This window comes from Variovorax sp. CAN15, from assembly GCF_030462475.1.
Lineage (GTDB): Bacteria > Pseudomonadota > Gammaproteobacteria > Burkholderiales > Burkholderiaceae_C > Variovorax.
This window is the reverse complement of the sequence record NZ_JASMRZ010000100.1, coordinates 1-17,591: the sequence shown is the minus strand read 5'-3', so window position 1 is coordinate 17,591 and position 17,591 is coordinate 1. Positions and strand designations below refer to the sequence as shown.

The 17,591-nt window shown below is 64.7% G+C and carries 16 protein-coding genes; 10 read left to right on the top strand and 6 right to left on the bottom strand.

The window, feature by feature from the left end; genetic code table 11:
• From QMO14_RS30190 to QMO14_RS30145, 10 genes are all read left to right on the top strand, one after another.
• Nucleotides 1-2,639, top strand: a 2,639-nt coding sequence (locus tag QMO14_RS30190; RefSeq protein ID WP_301511686.1) for an RHS repeat-associated core domain-containing protein, incomplete at its 5' end; no start/stop codon positions are given.
• Nucleotides 2,615-2,926, top strand: a complete 312-nt coding sequence (locus tag QMO14_RS30185) for a hypothetical protein (protein ID WP_301511685.1) — start codon at nt 2,615-2,617, stop codon at nt 2,924-2,926. The genes QMO14_RS30190 and QMO14_RS30185, both read left to right, overlap by 25 nt.
• A gap of 235 nt (nt 2,927-3,161) precedes the next feature.
• A complete protein-coding gene (locus tag QMO14_RS30180; protein ID WP_301511684.1) occupies nt 3,162-4,292 on the top strand; it encodes an RHS repeat-associated core domain-containing protein in 1,131 nt (376 codons plus the stop codon).
• 731 nt (nt 4,293-5,023) lie between these two features.
• On the top strand, nt 5,024-6,157 hold the full coding sequence (locus tag QMO14_RS30175; protein ID WP_301511682.1) for an RHS repeat domain-containing protein: 1,134 nt from the start codon (nt 5,024-5,026) through the stop codon (nt 6,155-6,157).
• Nucleotides 6,154-6,636 carry a hypothetical protein gene (locus QMO14_RS30170; RefSeq protein ID WP_301511680.1) on the top strand — a complete coding sequence of 161 codons (483 nt, stop codon included), beginning with the start codon at nt 6,154-6,156 and terminating at the stop codon, nt 6,634-6,636. Before QMO14_RS30175 ends, QMO14_RS30170 begins: the two co-directional genes overlap by 4 nt.
• A complete protein-coding gene (locus QMO14_RS30165) occupies nt 6,605-7,216 on the top strand; it encodes an RHS repeat domain-containing protein (RefSeq protein WP_367618184.1) in 612 nt (203 codons plus the stop codon). Before QMO14_RS30170 ends, QMO14_RS30165 begins: the two co-directional genes overlap by 32 nt.
• Nucleotides 7,217-7,441: 225 nt before the next feature.
• The gene (locus tag QMO14_RS30160; protein ID WP_301511679.1) at nt 7,442-8,458 is read left to right on the top strand and encodes a sugar ABC transporter substrate-binding protein; all 1,017 of its coding nucleotides are present in this window, start codon (nt 7,442-7,444) and stop codon (nt 8,456-8,458) included.
• Nucleotides 8,459-8,490: 32 nt separating this feature from the next.
• Entirely contained in the window at nt 8,491-9,450 is a 960-nt protein-coding gene (locus QMO14_RS30155) for an ABC transporter permease (protein WP_301511677.1), read from the top strand.
• A gap of 164 nt (nt 9,451-9,614) precedes the next feature.
• Entirely contained in the window at nt 9,615-10,412 is a 798-nt protein-coding gene (locus tag QMO14_RS30150; RefSeq protein WP_301511675.1) for an ATP-binding cassette domain-containing protein, read from the top strand.
• Complete coding sequence (locus tag QMO14_RS30145) at nt 10,405-11,634, top strand: ROK family transcriptional regulator (RefSeq protein WP_301511673.1); 1,230 nt, start codon at nt 10,405-10,407, stop codon at nt 11,632-11,634. Before QMO14_RS30150 ends, QMO14_RS30145 begins: the two co-directional genes overlap by 8 nt.
• On the opposite strand, the gene QMO14_RS30140 is transcribed toward QMO14_RS30145, so the two are convergent.
• The 6 genes from QMO14_RS30140 to QMO14_RS30115 form a co-directional block, all read right to left on the bottom strand.
• Nucleotides 11,631-12,029 carry a DUF6194 family protein gene (locus tag QMO14_RS30140; protein ID WP_301511672.1) on the bottom strand — a complete coding sequence of 133 codons (399 nt, stop codon included), beginning with the start codon at nt 12,027-12,029 and terminating at the stop codon, nt 11,631-11,633. The genes QMO14_RS30145 and QMO14_RS30140 overlap by 4 nt on opposite strands.
• Nucleotides 12,030-12,052: 23 nt before the next feature.
• Nucleotides 12,053-13,072 (bottom strand): tripartite tricarboxylate transporter substrate-binding protein, encoded by a 1,020-nt coding sequence (locus QMO14_RS30135; protein ID WP_301511671.1) that lies wholly within the window; start codon nt 13,070-13,072, stop codon nt 12,053-12,055.
• Between the two features lie 13 nt (nt 13,073-13,085).
• Nucleotides 13,086-14,510, bottom strand: coding sequence for a sensor histidine kinase (locus tag QMO14_RS30130; RefSeq protein WP_301511670.1), 1,425 nt, complete (start codon nt 14,508-14,510; stop codon nt 13,086-13,088).
• 137 nt (nt 14,511-14,647) lie between these two features.
• Entirely contained in the window at nt 14,648-15,313 is a 666-nt protein-coding gene (locus tag QMO14_RS30125) for a response regulator (RefSeq protein ID WP_301511669.1), read from the bottom strand.
• Between the two features lie 131 nt (nt 15,314-15,444).
• Nucleotides 15,445-16,455 carry a tripartite tricarboxylate transporter substrate binding protein gene (locus tag QMO14_RS30120; protein ID WP_301511668.1) on the bottom strand — a complete coding sequence of 337 codons (1,011 nt, stop codon included), beginning with the start codon at nt 16,453-16,455 and terminating at the stop codon, nt 15,445-15,447.
• Nucleotides 16,456-16,536: 81 nt separating this feature from the next.
• Nucleotides 16,537-17,331 (bottom strand): IclR family transcriptional regulator C-terminal domain-containing protein, encoded by a 795-nt coding sequence (locus tag QMO14_RS30115; RefSeq protein ID WP_301511666.1) that lies wholly within the window; start codon nt 17,329-17,331, stop codon nt 16,537-16,539.
• Nucleotides 17,332-17,591: the final 260 nt, after the last annotated feature.

Here is a 17,591-nt window from a genome sequence, read left to right as displayed (position 1 = left end):
CCTACGACCCCGACGGCAACCTGCAGACGCACACGCGTGCGGACGGCAGCCGTGTGCACTACGAGTACGACAGCCTGCACCGGCTCACCGGCATCCGCGATGCCGAAGGCGGCGTGTGGAAGCGCGACTACGACGCGCAAGGCCACCTCACGGAAGAGATCGATCCGCTGGGGCACAAGACCGAGTACGCCTACGACAAGGCCGGCAGGCCCGTGCGCATCACCGATGCCAAGGGCGGCGTCAAGGCGCTCGTCTACTCGCCATCGGGCCAGTTGCTGAGCTACACCGACTGTTCCGCCAAGACCAGCCGCTGGGAATACGACGAGCGCGGCCGCCTGGTCAAGGCCACCGATGCCGCAGGCAACGCAACCAGCTATCGCTACGCAGCCGGCCAGCTGGAAGAAATCGAACAGCCCGACAGGACGAGCGAACACTTCGAGCACGACGCCGAAGGCCGGCTGCTCGTGCACACCGACGCACTGGGTCGCGCCACACGCTACAGCTACACGCGCGCCGGCCTGATCGCCGGCCGCACCGATGCCGCTGGCCGCTCGCTCAGGTACCACTGGGACCTGTTGGGTCGCCTGACCGAACTGCACAACGAGAACGGCAGCCGGTACGACTTCCGCTACGACCCCGTAGGCCGACTGCTCGAAGAAACCGGCTTCGACCGCAAGGCCACGCGGTACGTCCACGAAGAGACCACGGGCGTGCTCGCCGAAGTGATCGAGGCCGGCCATCGCACCGAACTCGAATTCGATCCACTCGGCCGTCTGAGCGAACGCCGCGCCAGCGGGCAGTCCGAACGCTTCGCCTACGACCGCAACGGCCGCCTGCTCGAGGCGACCAACAGCGATGCACGCCTGCAGTGGTTCTACGACCCGGCCGGCAACCTGACGCGCGAACATCACCACTACCTGCAGCGCAAGCGCACGGCAGTCTGGCAGCACCGCTACGACGAACTCAACCATCGCATCGCCACCGTGCGGCCCGACGGGCACGTCACCCAGTGGCTGACCTATGGCTCCGGCCATGTGCACGGCCTGATGATCGACGGCCAGGATATCCTGGGCTTCGAGCGCGACGACCTGCACCGCGAGATCGCACGCCAACAAGGCAACGGCCTGAGCCAGCGGCAGAAGTACGACCCGGCGGGCCGGCTGCTCGAACAGCACATCTCCCGCACCAAGCCAAGCGCTATCGAATCGACCACCGGCATCCAACGCCGCTATACCTACGACAAGGCTGGCCAGCTGGTGACCATCGGCGACAGCCGCCGAGGCAGCCTGAACTACCGCTACGACCCCGTGGGCCGCCTGCTCGAAGCCAACAGCCGCCTCGGGCGCGAGACCTTCGCCTTCGACCCTGCAGGCAACATCGTCGACCCGCCCCCGGCCAACGAACCACTGAGGCACCCGGCCGGCAAGCTGCTGGACAACCTGCTGAAGAACTACGCCGGCACCAGCTACCGCTACGACGAACGCGGCAACATGACCGAGCGCGTACGCAACGGCTGGCGCACTGTCTTCGCGTGGGACGGCTTCAACCGAATGACAGCGGCGACCGACCACAGCGGCATCGCCACCACCTTCAGCTATGACGCGCTGGGACGGCGTCTGTCCAAGAGTTCGGGCGACACCACGACCCTGTTCGGCTGGGACGGCGACGTGCTCGCCTTCGAGAGCACGCAGAGCAGCTCAGCGATCGAGGAGGGCGGTGCGCACGGCTGGAGCGTGCATTACATCCATGAGCCGAACTCGTTCGTGCCTCTGGTGCAGGCGCGCCGTGCGAGCGCGATGGCGCTGAGCGAGACGACGGATGCGAAGGCGCTGATGGAGGCCAACGGAGGCGTCTACGACATCGAGCAGGATCCGCTGTGGAACGGTGAGCAGAGGCAGGTGCCGCGGGCGTTCGACCGGAAAGAGATGGCGTTCTACCAGTGCGACCACCTGGGCACGCCGCAGGAGCTGACGGACCACGAAGGCAGTGTGGCTTGGTCGGCGCAGTACAAAGCGTGGGGAGAGGCGCGGGAGGCGATCAGCGAAGCGGGGAGAAGGGCGGGGTTCAGGAATCCGATTCGGTTTCAGGGGCAGTATTGGGATGAAGAGACGGGGTTGCATTACAACCGGTACCGCTACTACGAACCGTGGTCCGGAAGATTTGTTAGTAAGGATCCGATTCGACTGATCGGAGGTAGCAACCTTCATGCAGCCGTTCCCAATCCGACGGGCTGGATCGACGCTAACGGTCTTTCCCCTGCCGAGATTCTTAAAAAGGCGGCGCAGGTCAAGGCGGGGAGAAGTGTCACGGTCTGTTCGTTCAAGGAGGCGTCAGCCGTCTTGTTTTCTGCGTTCCCAGACGCGCAAAAGTCAGCCGGAGCAGCAGATAAAGATCCCGCAAAGACCGCGAGGGACAAGGCCGCATTCAAATCGAATCGCCAGAACGGTACCGGAAGAGCCTCGTACCACATGGACTTCAAGACCAATCCTGCAACAGGCGTGCTTTACGGTCATGAATCACTTCCCGACGGGCATCCACATAAAACAATGCCGCATGTCAATATCATTACGCCCGAGGGCGATCGCGTCGATATTTTCGTGGACCGTCCCACCCAATGTCCTTTGGCAAAGAAAAAATGAGTGACGCTGAAATAATTTCAAAATTGAGCTTAATTGTTCGATCCAAGAAAATTCTCTGGATCGAAGGTGATTATCTGCGAGGTGGCGAAACGGTTCATTGGGAATGCTTTGTTAGGCTGTTGGGGGACGTGGTTGCGGTTGGTTTTGATGAGTATTTGCAAAAATATGAAGATGCCATCGATTTATATGATGTTTATGTGAGAAATAAATTCTCTGACATTGAGTCGGCATTGGGGTTTGTTTTGAATTCTTTTCCTCTTGTGGCCGAAAAAATGCGTCGAACTTGATTTTTGGGGATTTGGGTGACATTGAATTTCCTGTTTCTGACGCAAGTTATTTCGATCCATCTGCTACAAAACATGAGATTCTGGTGGGGCGCTATGTTCGGTTTCGGGCTCGCGCGGCAACATCGTCGACCCGCCCCCGGCCAACGAGCCGCTCAAGCACCCGGCCGGCAAGCTGCTGGACAACCTGCTGAAGAACTACGCCGGCACCAGCTACCGCTACGACGAACGCGGCAACATGACCGAGCGCGTACGCAACGGCTGGCGCACCGTCTTCGCATGGGACGGCTTCAACCGAATGACAGCGGCGACCGACCGCAGCGGCATCACCACCACCTTCAGCTATGACGCGCTGGGGCGGCGTCTTTCCAAGAGCTCGGGCGACACCACGACGCTGTTCGGCTGGGACGGCGACGTGCTCGCCTTCGAGAGCACGCAGAGCAGCTCAGCGATCGAGGAGGGTGGCGAGCACGGCTGGAGCGTGCATTACATCCATGAGCCGAACTCGTTCGTGCCTCTGGTGCAGGCGCGCCGTGCGAGCGCGATGGCGCTGAGCGAGACGACGGATGCGAAGGCGCTGATGGAGGCCAACGGAGGCGTCTACGACATCGAGCAGGACCCGCTGTGGAACGGCGAGCAGAGGCAGGTGCCGCGGGCGTTCGACAGGAAGGAGATGGCGTTCTATCAGTGCGACCATCTGGGCACGCCGCAGGAACTGACGGACCATGAAGGGAGCATTGCGTGGTCGGTGCAGTACAAGGCGTGGGGAGAGGCGAGGGAGGCGATCAGCGAGGCTGGGAGAAGGGCGGGGTTCAGGAATCCGATTCGGTTTCAGGGGCAGTATTGGGATGAAGAGACGGGGCTGCACTACAACCGGTATCGGTACTACGATCCGGTCGGCGGAACATTTGTTAGTTCCGATCCAATTGGCTTGGCCGGTGGCGGGCACCTGCATTTATATGTACCAAGCCCCACACAGTGGATCGATCCTCTGGGCTTGAAATATGTCTCAACTGGAAGATCTCCTACGGTTGTCTCTGGCAAGGACAGTTCGAGCAGGGCTTCGACCCAACAGTTGTCCGAATGGCGGCGAAGAATATGTCCATCTGCAATTGGTGTTGCTAGAGATAAATTTCTCGGAGACGAAATGGTGAAAGTTGGCCCCGGAAAATGGCGAAGCATCGACGGCACTCGGCAATTCAGGGTTGGACCCAGCGATTACTCTGGTGGGCATGGCATGGGCTCACCTAATGTTCCGAACACGCCTCATGTTCATTTCGAATTTTTGTCGCCAAAAAATAATAATGGCCAGCCAACAGGAAATTTTCTAGTGACGAAGAATGTTCATGTTCCTTTGGGTTGTCCATGATAATTTTTAACATCGGCCCGTTTAGCAAAGATGAATTGACAATACGATTCGATCGAGAAGGCGCTATAAAATTTCTGGACGCTGTTTCTTTTTTTCTCAACCATGGTACGGATGCAGTCGTGATTGATTGTTTGCAGTACACAAGAAATGGGGTTGGCGCCGCGGAAATAGAGCTCGAGCGAAAAGACGAAAATCATCTGGAAATTAGAGATGGGAGATTGACGCTTTCTATGTCCGATGAAGCATTTGAATATGCGGAATTTTTGCTTCGGAAGTTCCTTCTCGAGGGAGATTTCGCGCCGGCAGAGTTTTATAGTTTTTCGAGAAGGAGTAGAAGATATGACACGCAAGTATTCTTCTTGAAGCTTTCGTCAATTGAAAGCATGATCTCCAGCAATGGTCGTCGATAACGAGTAAGTGGCAGAGGCGAACGAGCGCACTTGAAGCAAGCAGTGGTAGCGGTGTCTATTACGTCAAACAATAACTTTGTAGAACGGAGAGCAGAAAAAGCGTGATGCGTATATTCGATAGGAAGGAGGCGCGTTCTTTCATTGTTGAGTGATTTATATCCAAGGATCCTATGGTCTAAAGAGTAAAAAGGGCGGAGCTGAAATTCCTGCTCGCGCCTAAATAGAGTTTCGTTTCAGGAGATATGCACAGCCGGCAAGCTGCTGGACAATCTGCTGAAGAACTACGCCGGCACCAGCTACCGCTACGACGAACGCGGCAACATGACCGAGCGCGTACGCAACGGCTGGCGCACCGTCTTCGCATGGGACGGCTTCAACCGCATGACCGCGGCGACCGACCACAGCGGCATCACCACCAGCTTCAGTTATGACGCGCTGGGGCGGCGTCTTTCCAAGAGTTCGGGCGACACCACGACCCTGTTCGGCTGGGACGGCGACGTGCTCGCATTCGAGAGCACCCAGAGCAGCTCGGCGATCGAGGAAGGCGGCGATCACGGCTGGAGCGTGCACTACATCCACGAGCCGAACTCGTTCGTGCCCCTGGTGCAGGTGCGCCGTGCGAGTGCGATGGCGCTGAGCGAGACGACGGATGCGAAGGCGCTGATGGCGGCCAACGGAGGCGTCTACGACATCGAGCAGGATGCGCTGTGGAACGGCGAGCAGAGGCGCGTGCCGCGGGCGTTCGACAGGAAGGAGATGGCGTTCTACCAGTGCGACCACCTGGGCACGCCGCAGGAACTGACAGACCATGAGGGGAGCATTGCCTGGTCGGCTCAGTACAAGGCGTGGGGAGAGGCGCGGGAGGCGATCAGCGAGGCTGGGAGAAGGGCGGGGTTCAGGAATCCGATTCGGTTTCAGGGGCAGTATTGGGATGAAGAGACGGGGTTGCATTACAACCGGTATCGGTATTACGACCCGCGGGCTGGGCGGTTCATTTCCAGTGATCCCATTGGCTTGCTCGGCGGCTCTAATCTACATCTTTTCGCTTCCAATCCGGTGGTGTGGATAGATCCTCTGGGCCTTGCTAGAAAAAAAGGTATTACGCCAAATAACCGAGGTACTCGAACCACTATAGAAGGGGGAAAGCTATCGGAGCCGACAGTTGGCTACAGCGGTGGGGCTGGAGGAAAAGGAGCGCAGAATCCCATAGTTAAAAAAATGTATGACGATGTCGCGCTCGATCAGCAGTCGGATACGCATGGATGGTGTGGGGAGCCGGATGCACTAAGCAAAATTGCTGATGCTCATAAGGTAGCTAACGCTGATGAGCTTCGTCGCGTGGTCGAAGGGGCGACATCGACTACCGAACGAAATGACGGAAAATTACTCCCGTACTGCCGCTCTTGCAGCATCGTCATGGGGCGGCTCGGCATTTGTGATGGAGTGAAAAAATGACCGAACCTTATAGCGAAGAGGAAGAAGAGCGTCTCGACGCCATTGAGGAGCAATTGATTGAAAAAAAGGTGCCCTTTTTTTTGATGATGAAGATGTATGCAGAATTTTTGCATGGTTGTATTTTGACGGGCCGATTTAGTCAGATTGCTCCATCTAAAGAGCTCGATCTTGTTGCTGATAATTTGCAACAGGCGATAGCTTTTTTAGGCGTTGATGGCAGCGATGATTTGCGAAAGCCAGGTAGGCTTGAGCTTTGGGCGCTGTTCAGGCGCCTCGAAGAGGAACAGCCGGCTTTGGCTGGTTTAAGTCGATGTGCTGTTTGCTGTTTTTATGAAGAAGCTGGTTGGGATCCAGACACAAGAGAAAGCGTGACGCCCATACCGTTTTATCTATTTCTGCTCAAGCGGCTTAATCCCGATATGGGTTTGGAGTTTTTGACGTACGCGTATAGATACTTGCTCGATCCCGCGCTGGGGTAGTGCCTATCCTGGGCTCGAGCGCGACGACCTGCACCGCGAGATCGCACGCCAACAAGGCAACGGCCTGAGCCAGCGGCAGAAGTACGACCCGGCGGGCCGGCTGCTCGAACAGCACATCTCGCGCACCCGGCCCGGCGCTATCGAATCGACCACCGGCATCCAACGCCGCTATACCTACGACAAGGCTGGCCAGCTGGTGACCATCGGCGACAGCCGCCGAGGCAGCCTGAACTACCGCTACGACCCCGTGGGCCGCCTGCTGGAAGCCAACAGCCGCCTAGGGCGCGAGACCTTCGCCTTCGACCCCGCAGGCAACATCGTCGACCCGCCACCGGCCAATGAGCCACTGAGGCACCCGGCCGGCAAGCTGCTGGACAACCTGCTGAAGAACTACGCCGGCACCAGCTACCGCTACGACGAACGCGGCAACATGACCGAGCGGGTGCGCAACGGCTGGCGAACCGTCTTCGAGTGGGACGGCTTCAACCGCATGACCGCGGCGACCGACCACAGCGGCATCACCACCACCTTCAGCTACGACGCGCTGGGGCGGCATCCTCTCAAAACGAGAGCTGCATGACTTCTTGGTTTGGGCGGGGTACCTATCTGCTCTCTCGCCGTTGACCACCACTACCGATCGCCAATGAGTCAGTCATATGCCAAACCTCGGGTTTCCGATAACTAAATCACCTTGATTTAGTCCCTCCGCTGCCCGATAGTCCCCTTGCGCCCGGACGCCCGCTTCCCACCACGCGATCCGGATCCAAAACCGCAGGCGCAAACCGCCCGCCCAAGGAGACAACCCATGCACACCAGCCCTCGCTCCATCCTCGCTCTGGCAGCACTCTCCCTCGCCGCAGCCGCCGCGTCGACCGCCGCCTTCGCCGCCGACCAACCCATCATCGGCCTCGTCACCAAGACCGAAACCAACCCCTTCTTCGTGAAGATGAAGGAAGGCGCGCAGGAAGAAGCCAAGAAGCAGGGCGCCAAGCTGCTCTCCGGCGCGGGCAAGGCAGACGGCGACAACGCCGGGCAGATCACGGCCATGGAGAACATGATCGCCGCCGGCGCCAAGACCATCCTCATCACGCCGAGCGACGCCAAGGCCATCGTTCCCGCGATCAAGAAGGCACGCGACAAGGGTGTGATGGTGATCGCGCTCGACAGCCCGGCCGATCCGCCGGATGCGACCGACGCACTGTTTGCCACCAACAACTACACCGCCGGTGTGCTGATCGGCGAGTACGCCAAGGCCGCGATGGCGGGCAAGCCGGCGAAGATCGTCGCGCTCGACCTGCTGCCGGGCCACCCGGTGGGTGCGCAGCGCCACAACGGCTTCATGAAGGGCTTCGGCCTGCCGGCCAACGACGCGAAGTCGAACGAGCTGTCGAAGGCGCCTGAGATCGTCTGCATGGCCGACAGCTACGGCGACCAGGCCAAGGCGCAGACCGTGATGGAAAACTGCCTGCAGAAGGCGCCCGACGTGAACCTGGTCTACACCATCAACGAGCCCGCCGCGGCCGGTGCATACAACGCGCTCAAGCGTGCCGGCAAGGAGAAGGGCGTGATGATCGTGTCGGTCGACGGCGGCTGCCAGGGCATCAAGGACACGGCCGCCGGCATCATCGCCGCGACCTCGCAGCAGTACCCGCTGAAGATGGCCGCCATGGGCGTGGCCGCTGGCGTGGAGTTCGCGAAGACCGGCAAGAAGGCCTCGGGCTACGTGGACACCGGCGTGACGCTGATCGCCGGCAAGCCGGTGGCGGGCGTCGACAGCAAGGACACCAAGACTGGCGCCGAGCTGTGCTGGGGCAAGAAGTAATCCGGGACTCCGAGGCAGGAAAAAGAGAAGCCATGGCTAAGTCTCCAACGCACCACATTCCGTGGGGCGCCCTCGGGCCGTGGCTGGCTCTTCTGGGCGCGTGCATCTTCTTCGCGACCCAGTCCGACCGCTTTCTGACGGGCGGCAACCTCTCGCTGATCCTGCAGCAGGTGATGGTGGTCGGCGTGATCGCCATCGGCCAGACGCTGGTCATTCTCACGGCGGGCATCGACCTGTCGTGCGGCATGGTGATGGCGCTGGGCGGGATCATCATGAGCAAGTTCGCCACCGAACTGGGCATGCCGGCGCCGCTGGCCATCCTCTGCGGCATCGGGGTGACGACGCTGTTCGGCCTGCTCAACGGCCTGCTGGTCACGCGCATCAAGCTGCCGCCTTTCATCGTGACGCTGGGCACGCTGAACATCGCCTTCGCGATCACGCAGCTGTACTCGTCCTCGCAGACCATTACCGACCTGCCTGGCGCCCTCACCGGCCTGGGGGCCACTTTCGCCATCGGTGGCGCCGAAGTGGCGTGGGGGTCGGTGCTGATGGTCGCGCTCTACTTCCTCGCGTGGTTCGTGCTGCGCGAGACGGCGGCGGGGCGGCACGTCTACGCCGTGGGCAACAACGCCGAGGCGACGCGGCTGGTCGGCATTCCGACCCAGCGCGTGCTGCTGGGCGTGTACGTGATGGCGGGCGTGCTCTACGGCATCGCCTCGCTGCTGTCGGTGGCGCGCACCGGCGTGGGCGACCCGAACGCGGGCCAGACCGAGAACCTCGACGCCATCACGGCCGTGGTGCTCGGCGGCACCAGCCTCTTCGGCGGTCGCGGCATCGTGCTGGGTTCGCTGATCGGCGTGCTGATCGTGGGCGTGTTCCGCAACGGGCTCACGCTGATGGGCGTGTCGTCCATCTATCAGGTGCTGGTGACGGGCATCCTGGTGATCCTGGCCGTGACGGCCGACCAACTCTCGCGCAAGGGAGCCCGCTAGCATGAAGCTCACCCCCAGCCTTCGCGCACTTCGTGTCGCTTCGCCAACCCCCTTGCAGGGGGCAACACCTGCGGCCGGGCAGAGCCCGTTTCGCGGTGTTCCCCGACGGGGCCGCGCCGGTCTTGTAGGCCGCGGTTCGCGTGCCAGCGTGGTGGAGAACTGAAATGAACACGGCTACAAACCGCAAGATCGTGATGCAGGCCAAGGGCCTGGTGAAGCGCTACGGACAGGTCACCGCGCTGGCCGGCGTCGATTTCGAGCTGCGCGAAGGAGAAATCCTCGCGGTGATCGGCGACAACGGCGCGGGCAAGTCCTCGCTCATCAAGGCGCTGTCGGGCGCGATCGTGCCCGACGAGGGGCAGATCCTGCTCGACGGCAAGCCGGTGCACTTCCGCAACCCGCTGGAGGCGCGCCGCGCGGGCATCGAGACGGTCTATCAAGACCTGGCCGTGGCACCCGCCATGACCATCTACGAGAACCTGTTCCTCGGCCGCGAGCTGCGCCGCCCCGGCTTCATGGGCAATGTGCTGCGCATGCTCGACAAGAAGAAGATGCTGAGCGAAAGCACCGCGCGCATGGCCGACCTGAAGGTCGGCATCCAGTCGATGACGCAGGCGGTCGAAACGCTCTCCGGTGGCCAGCGCCAGTGCGTGGCGGTGGCGCGCAGCGCCGCCTTCGCGCGGCACGTGGTCATCATGGACGAGCCCACCGCCGCGCTCGGCGTGAAGGAGGGCAACATGGTGCTGGAGCTGATCCGCCGCGTGCGCGATCGCGGCCTGCCCGTGGTGCTCATCAGCCACAACATGCCGCACGTGTTCGAGGTGGCCGACCGCATCCACGTGGCCCGCCTCGGCCGCCGCGCGGCCGTGCTCGATCCGAAGAAGATCAGCATGAGCGACACCGTCGCCGTGATGACCGGCGCCATGCCGGCCGACCAGCTGCCCGCGGAGGCGCATGCCTGATGCGCACGCACCCGCTGCTGCGCGCACCCCCGACCTGCTGCGGCCCCGCGGCTCCAACCAGGTCGGCATGCGCCAGTTCAACGAGCGCACGGTGCTGCAGGCGCTGCGCGTTCACGGCAGCCTGCCCAAGGCCGACCTGGCACGGCTGACCGGGCTCAGCGCGCAGACCATCGGGCTCATCACCGCGCGGCTGGAGGAAGACGGGCTCATCGTCAAGCAAAGCCGTGTGCGGGGCCGCATCGGCCAGCCTTCGGTGCCGCTGGCGCTCAACCCCGACGGCGCCTTCGCCATCGGCATCAAGGTGGGCCGGCGCGGCGCCGAATGGCTCCTGATCGACTTCACCACGCAGGTGCGCGAGCGCCACGCCATCAGCTACGACTTTCCCGATGCCGACGAGCTGCTGCCCGCCATCGCCCAGCACATCCACCGGCTGCGCGACGGGCTGGGTCCGCTCGCGGCTCGCAACGTCGGCGTTGGGCTGGCCGCGCCGTTCCTGCTCGGCGGCTGGCACCGCACGCTGGGGCTGTCGAAGGCGCAGTCCGACCTCTGGAACCAGATGGATCTGGCCGCCGAGGTGCGTGCACGCTGCGACGTACCGGTGAGCTTCGCGCGCGATACCGTGGCCGCCTGCGTGGCCGAGCTGGTCGGCGGACGGGGGCACGACCTGAAGAGCTTTCTCTACATCTTCGTCGACACCTTCGTGGGTGGCGGGCTGGTCATCAACTCGCACCTGCACACGGGCGCTCATGGCAATGCGGGCGCGCTGGCATCGCTGCCGATGCAGCCGCCGGGCAGCCGCGGCGCGCTGCCGCCGCAACTGGTCGCGCAAGCCTCGCTGTGGGAGCTGGAACAGCGCCTGGCCGGCGAAGGCCTGGACCCGATGGCCGCCTACGACGACCGCGCGCTGCAGCCGCCCTTCGCACGCGCGACGACGGCCTGGCTGGCGAGCGCATCGCAGGCGCTGGCGCATGCCATCGTCTGCGGCACCGCCATGCTCGACCTGTCCGACGTGGTGGTGGACGGCTCCATGTCGCGCCCGCTGCTGCAGGCGCTGCTCGACCAGACCCGCGACGCGCTCGACCACTGCAACTGGGAAGGCCTCTGGCAGCCGCAGCTGCATGGCGGCAAGGCCGGCGCCCAAGCTTGCGCGCTAGGTGGCGCGATGCTGCCGCTGCACGCCAACTTCGCGCCGGACCACGACGTGTTCCTGAAGGCGGCCTAACCCGCTCGGCGCGATCGCGCGAGGCTCAGCGCCTCGGCGATCAGCGGCTTCACGGTCTCGAAGGTCTTCGCGCTCGGGTTGATCACGCTGACCCAGTACATCTTCGCGTACAGCGGATGCGGCATCAGCGTGTCGAGCGCGCCGTGGTCAGGCGCGGCCGGCTCCTCGCTGAACAGCGCGCGGAAAGTCTCCTTGCCCACGCCGATGTTCAGCCGGAACACGCCCGCGCGGTCCAGCTTCGAGGCGTTGTCGAACTCGTTGTCCTTCGTCACGATGGTCGCGAAGGGAAACTTGTTGTCCCCGTCGTGGAAGAAGAAGGTGTTGTCGTCGGCGATCTGGAAATGGCCGCCGGCCAGCATGTCGATGATGTGTTGGGTGATCGCGTCTTCGGTCATGGCCGCGATCTTGCCTGTATTCCTCAGGAGGAGGGCCAGCGCCGCAGCCCCAATTCGCCCGCCAGCCGCTGGTAGCCCTTGATCTGCGCCTGTACGTAGTCGTCCAGCGCGGTGCCGGTGAGGGCGAAAGGGTAGAGCCCGTGCTGCTCGCGCAGCGCCGCATAGCCGGGGGCGGCGCTCGCTTCGCGGAACGCGTTGGCCCAGGCGCGCACGGCGGCTTCGGGCACATCGGCACTCAGGTACAGGCCGCGCACCGTCGGCCACACCAGCTCCACGCCTTGCTCGCGCGCGGTCGGCACGCCGGTGAGGGCACCGCCCAGCCGGTTCTCCGACAGCACCGCGAGCAGCCGCACGGCGGCCCCGCCAGCGATGGCCTGCAGCGCCTCGGCCGCGTCGCCCGGAAACGCATCGACATGCCGGCCCTGCAGTGCGCTCAATGCGTCGCCGCCGCCCTCGAAGGAGACGAAGCGCATCGCCTTGTGGTCGCGCCCCGCGGCGCGCACTAGTAGCGCGGCCTTCACCCAGTCCTGGCTGCCCACGGTGCCGCCCGCGCCGAAGGCGATGCGCGACGGGTCCTGCCGCAGCGCGGCGACAAGATCCTGCAGGCGCTTGAAAGGCGAATCGCGGTGCACCGCGATCACGCCGTAGTCGGTGCCCAAGGTGGCGATCCAGCGCACGGCCGAGGGCGAGTGCGGCCCGAAGCGCCCCTGCGCGAGGTTGAGCAGCGAGCCGCTCGAGAACGCCACCAGCGTGCCCGGACCGCCGAGCTTGCCGGTGGCGATGCGGTCGAAGGCCACGGCACCGATGCCGCCCGGCAGGTAGCGCTGGGTGAGCGGCGGGCGCGCGGGCCGCACAGCCTGCAGCGCGTCGCGGGCCAGGGCGCAGGTCAGGGCGAAGCCGCCGCCGGCCTTGGCGGGGATCACGCAGTCGGCCGCTTCTTCGGAAGGATCGCCCGCGGCCATCGCGCGCATGCCGAACGACGGCGCGAGCAGCGCGCACAGCGCGCGCAATGCGTGGCGTCGATTGGAGGCAAAGGAGGGCATGGCGGCGGGCCTGTCAGTCAGAGGCCGGGGCCGATGAAGCGCGCGGCCACCAGATGATCGCATGCAGCCCCGGACCGGCTTCGCGTGCTTCGAGCCGCAGTTCGCCCCGATGCCGCTGCGCGATGGAGCGCGCAATGGCCAGCCCGAGCCCGAAGCCGCCCTTGCCCGCACGCGCGCCGCGGCGGAAGCGCTGGCCCAGCGCGGCGCGTTCCTCTTCGTCGATGCCGGGGCCGTTGTCCTCGACGTTGAGGCTCCAGCCCGCCGCGTCGCCGGCAGCGAAGAGCGTGATCGTGCCTTCGGCCGGCGTGTAGGCGATGGCGTTGCTCACCAGGTTGCCCAGCGCCTCTCGCATCAGCCCGCGGTCGGCCACGGCGGGGAATCCGGGCGTTGGCGAATGGATGCCCAGGTCGATGCGCTTTGCGCGCGCCAGCGGCAGCAGGTCGACCGCCACTTCGCGCAGCAGCGCCGCAAGGTCGAATTCGGCGGGCTCCACCGATACCGTGTCGCTGCGGCCCAGCGCCAGCAGCTGCTGCGCGCTGCGCGTGGCGCGGCCGATCTCGGTGCCGAGCGCGTCGAGTGCCGCCCGCACCTGCGCCGGGTCTTCCTCGCGCCGGGCGTAATCGGCCTGCATCTGCAGCGTGGTCAGATGCGTGCGCAGCTGGTGCGAGGCGTCGTCCAGGAACTGGCGCTGCTGTGAAACCAGCTCCTGCGTGCGCGACATCTGCTGGTTGACTGCCGCCACCAGCGGCCGCACCTCGGCGGGCAGGTCGGTCTCGGCAATGCGCGTGAGGTCGTCGCTCGTGCGCGCGCCCACCTCGCGAGCCAGCCGCGAGAGCGGCCGCAGCGCCGCCGCGAGCGCGATGGCGGTGCCGCACAGCAGCATCGCCAGCACCAGCCCGTCGCGCAGCGCCGCGCTGCGCACGAAGCGCGCGCTGAACTCCTGCCGCGAGCGCGTGCTCTCGCCCACCTGGATCAGCACGCTGCGCCCGGTGCTGCCGGCCGGTGCGCGGTCGAGGTCGCGGCGGTAGGCCGCGAGCCGCACCGCCTCGCCGAAATAGATGGCGTCGTAGAAGGCCGGCACGCCCATCTTCAGCTCGGCGGGCGGGGCGGGCAGGTCGGCGCTGCCGAGCTCGACCAGTCCGTCGGAGGTCGAGACCCGGAAGAACACCTGCCCGCTCGCCGTCAGCTCGAAGAACTCGAACATCGTGTACGGCAGCTCGACCGAGAGGCCGCCCGAGGCGGTCGAGATGTTGGCGTCGATGGACTTGAGCGCGCCCAGCAGCGAGCGGTCGTAGGCCGCGTTGGCGGCGGCCAGCGCGTCGTGCCGCGTCATCCACAGCTCCAGCGCGGTCACCACCAGCAGGGCCGGAAAGAGCAGCAGCGCGAGCCGCTGCCACAGGCTCGCGCGCCGCAGGCGGCCCGTGATATTCAGCGACATACCCACGATGCACGAAATCCAGACGGCCTCTTCGCGGGACACCGCGGAACCGGTTCCGCCGGGCCGCAGGTGTCGCCCCCGGCGAGAGGGGAGGAGAAGCGACACGAAGTGCGCGAAGCCTGAGGGAGTGCTCTCATCTAGTCCGATTCGAGCACATAGCCCAGCCCGCGCAGCGTGACGATGCGCACGCCGCTGCCATCCAGCCGCTTGCGCAGCCGGTAGACGAAGACCTCCACCGCCTCGGGGTGCACTTCCTCGTCGTCGGAGAACACGCGCTCCAGGATCTGCTGCTTCGACAGCGGCTCGCCGCTGCGCTGCACCAGTACGCGCAGCACCGCCAGCTCGCGCGGCGAAAGCGCCAGCGCCTCGCCGTTGAGCGTGAAGTGCCGCCGCGCGCCGTCGTACACCAGAGGCCCGCAGGCCTGGCGCGGATGCTCCACGCCGCGCGCGCGGCGCACCAGAGCATGCAGCCGCGCCTCGAGCTCGGCCAGCGCGAAGGGCTTGGCGAGGAAGTCGTCGGCGCCCGCGTTGAGCGAGGCCACGCGCTCGTTCACCGAGTCGCGCGCCGTGAGGATCAGCGCCGGCAGCCGCTGGTCGCGTTCGCGCAACCGCTGCAGCACCGTGTGCCCGTCGAGCCCGGGCAGGCCCAGGTCGAGCACCAGCGCGTCATGGTCGCGCTGCTGCAGCGCCCGGTCGGCCAGCCGCCCGTCGTCCACCCATTCGACCTGGATTCCCGCGTGCTCCAGCGCCTTGCACAGCCAGGTGCCCAGGGTGTGTTCGTCTTCGGCCAGGAGAATGCGCATTAACCGATCCTAGTGGCGCCAGGTCTTTTCGCGAAACACCGCGGAACCGGCTTTGCCGGGCCGCAGGTGTTGCCCCCTGCAAGGGGGTTGGCGAAGCGACACGAAGTGCGCGAAGCCTGGGGGTTTGCCAATCAATCCGGCTTGATGTTTGCCCTTGCGATCACTTTTTGCCAACGAGCTTGCTCGAAAGCAATGAACTGCGCGAACTGCTCCGGCGTGCCGCCGATGGCTTCGGCCGCGTCGTTGGTCAGCCGCTGCATCGAATCGGGCGACTTAACCGCCTTCATCGTCTCGGCCGAGAGCTTGGCCATCTGCGCGGGCGTGATGTTGGCGGGCGCGAGCATGCCGTACCACTGCGTCATCTCGAAGCCGGGGAAGCCCTGTTCGGCCACGGTCGGCACGTCGGGCAGCTGCGGCAGGCGCCTGGCAGAGCCCGTCGCGATGCAGCGCACCTTGCCCGCCTTGATGAACTGGAGGACCGCCGCCGCGCCGATGGCCGATGCGTCGAGGCGTCCCGAGAGCAGGTCGGTCACCATCGGGCCGGTGCCGCGGTAGGGCACGTGCAGCATGAACACGTCGGCCGTCATCTTCAGGTACTCGAAGGCCAGGTGCCCCGCGCTGCCGTTGCCCGCCGAGCCATAGCTGAGCTTGCCCGGCTTCGACTTGGCGTAGGCGATGAATTCCTTGAGGTTCTTCGCCGGCACGTCGGGGTGCACCACGTAGAGGCTGGGCACCTTGGCCAGCAGGCTCACGGGCTTGAAGTCCTTGTTCGCGTCGTAGGGCAGCTTGGCGAAGATGTACGGATTGACCGCCAGCGTGCCGATGTGGCCCAGGATGATCGTGTGCTGGTCGGTGGCGCGCGCCACCTCGCCCATGGCGATGTTGCCGGCCGCGCCCGGCTTGTTGTCGACGAACACGCTCTGGCCGATGGTGCGCGAGAGTTCGGCGGCGGTCGAGCGCGCGACGATCTCTGAACTGCCGCCGGGCGCGAAGGGCACGACGAAGCGGATCGACTTGCTGGGCCAGGTGTCTTCGGCGGAAGCCAGTGAGGGGAGCAGGCCGCCGAGGGCCATGGCTCCGCTGGCTTGCAGGAGGCCGCGGCGGTTCAGGCGGGCGTGGTCGGGCGGAAAGAGGTCGGGCATGGGTTGTCTCCAGCGCTTCTTGGATTGAAAGCGCGCATCGTGCCCGGCGGATGCTGTCGGAATGCTGTCAGTCGCTCGACGTCAGATCAGGTTGCGCATCGCCTGCGCCGTCTCCCGCAGCACCGGCAGCACCCGCGCCACCGCATCCTCCGAGCTCTCGTGCCCCATCGGCATGGTGATGTTCAGCGCGCCGACCAGCGTGCCGTGCCGGTCGCGCAGCGGCACCGCGATGCCGCGCGAGTTCAGGTCGAGCTGCTGTTCGGAAAGGGCCCAGCCCTGGGCGCGGATGCGGGCGAGTTCGAGCTTCATGCGCTCCATGCTCGCGATGGTGTGCGAGGTGAACACGGTGAGCTGGCGCGTCGTGAGCCATTCGTCCAGCTCGGCGTCGCTGCGCAGGGCCAGCATCAGCATGCCCGAGGCCGTGACCTGCGCCGGCACGCGCGCGCCGAGCACGTAGCCGGTGCTCATGCTGCGGTTGGGGCCGTTGCGTGCGATGTAGACCACCTCGTCGCCGTCCATCACGCTGAGGTAGGCGATCTCGTTGGTGCCCGCGGCCACCCGCTGCAGGAAGGGCTGCACCACGCGGGGCAGGCGGGCCGATTCCAGGTACGACTGGCCCAGGCGCAGCACGCGCGGCGTGAGCCAGAAGAGCTTGCCGTCGCTGGCCACGTAGCCCATGTGCTGCAGGGTCAGCAGGTAGCGCCGCGCGGCGGTGCGGGTCATGTTCGTGCGCTGGCCGGCCTGGCTGGCGGTGAGGCGCGGGTTGGCGTCGTCGAAGGCTTCGATGATGCTCACGCCGCGCTCGAGGCCGGCGATCCAGTCGCGCTTGTCCAGGCCGGGCGGCGGTGCCGGGTCGTGATTGCTGTCCTTGCTCATGGGCGGAAGTGTGATCTGGGTAGAAGGGTTCGAGTTTGCAATTGGTGCAGGTGAAAACCCTCGAATTGATCGATCATTGAATTCTAAAGATCGATAGTCGCACGTTTTAATGCCCCAAGGGCTGCATGAGTTGGCGGGAGGGACTATAAAGGTCGCCATCGGCCCTCGAAAAGAGCGATTGACGAACGGAAGCACGCACATGAGCCATTCCATCAGCGGCAGCACCCAGGCCTACCTGATCCCCGGTGACCCGGTCCGGT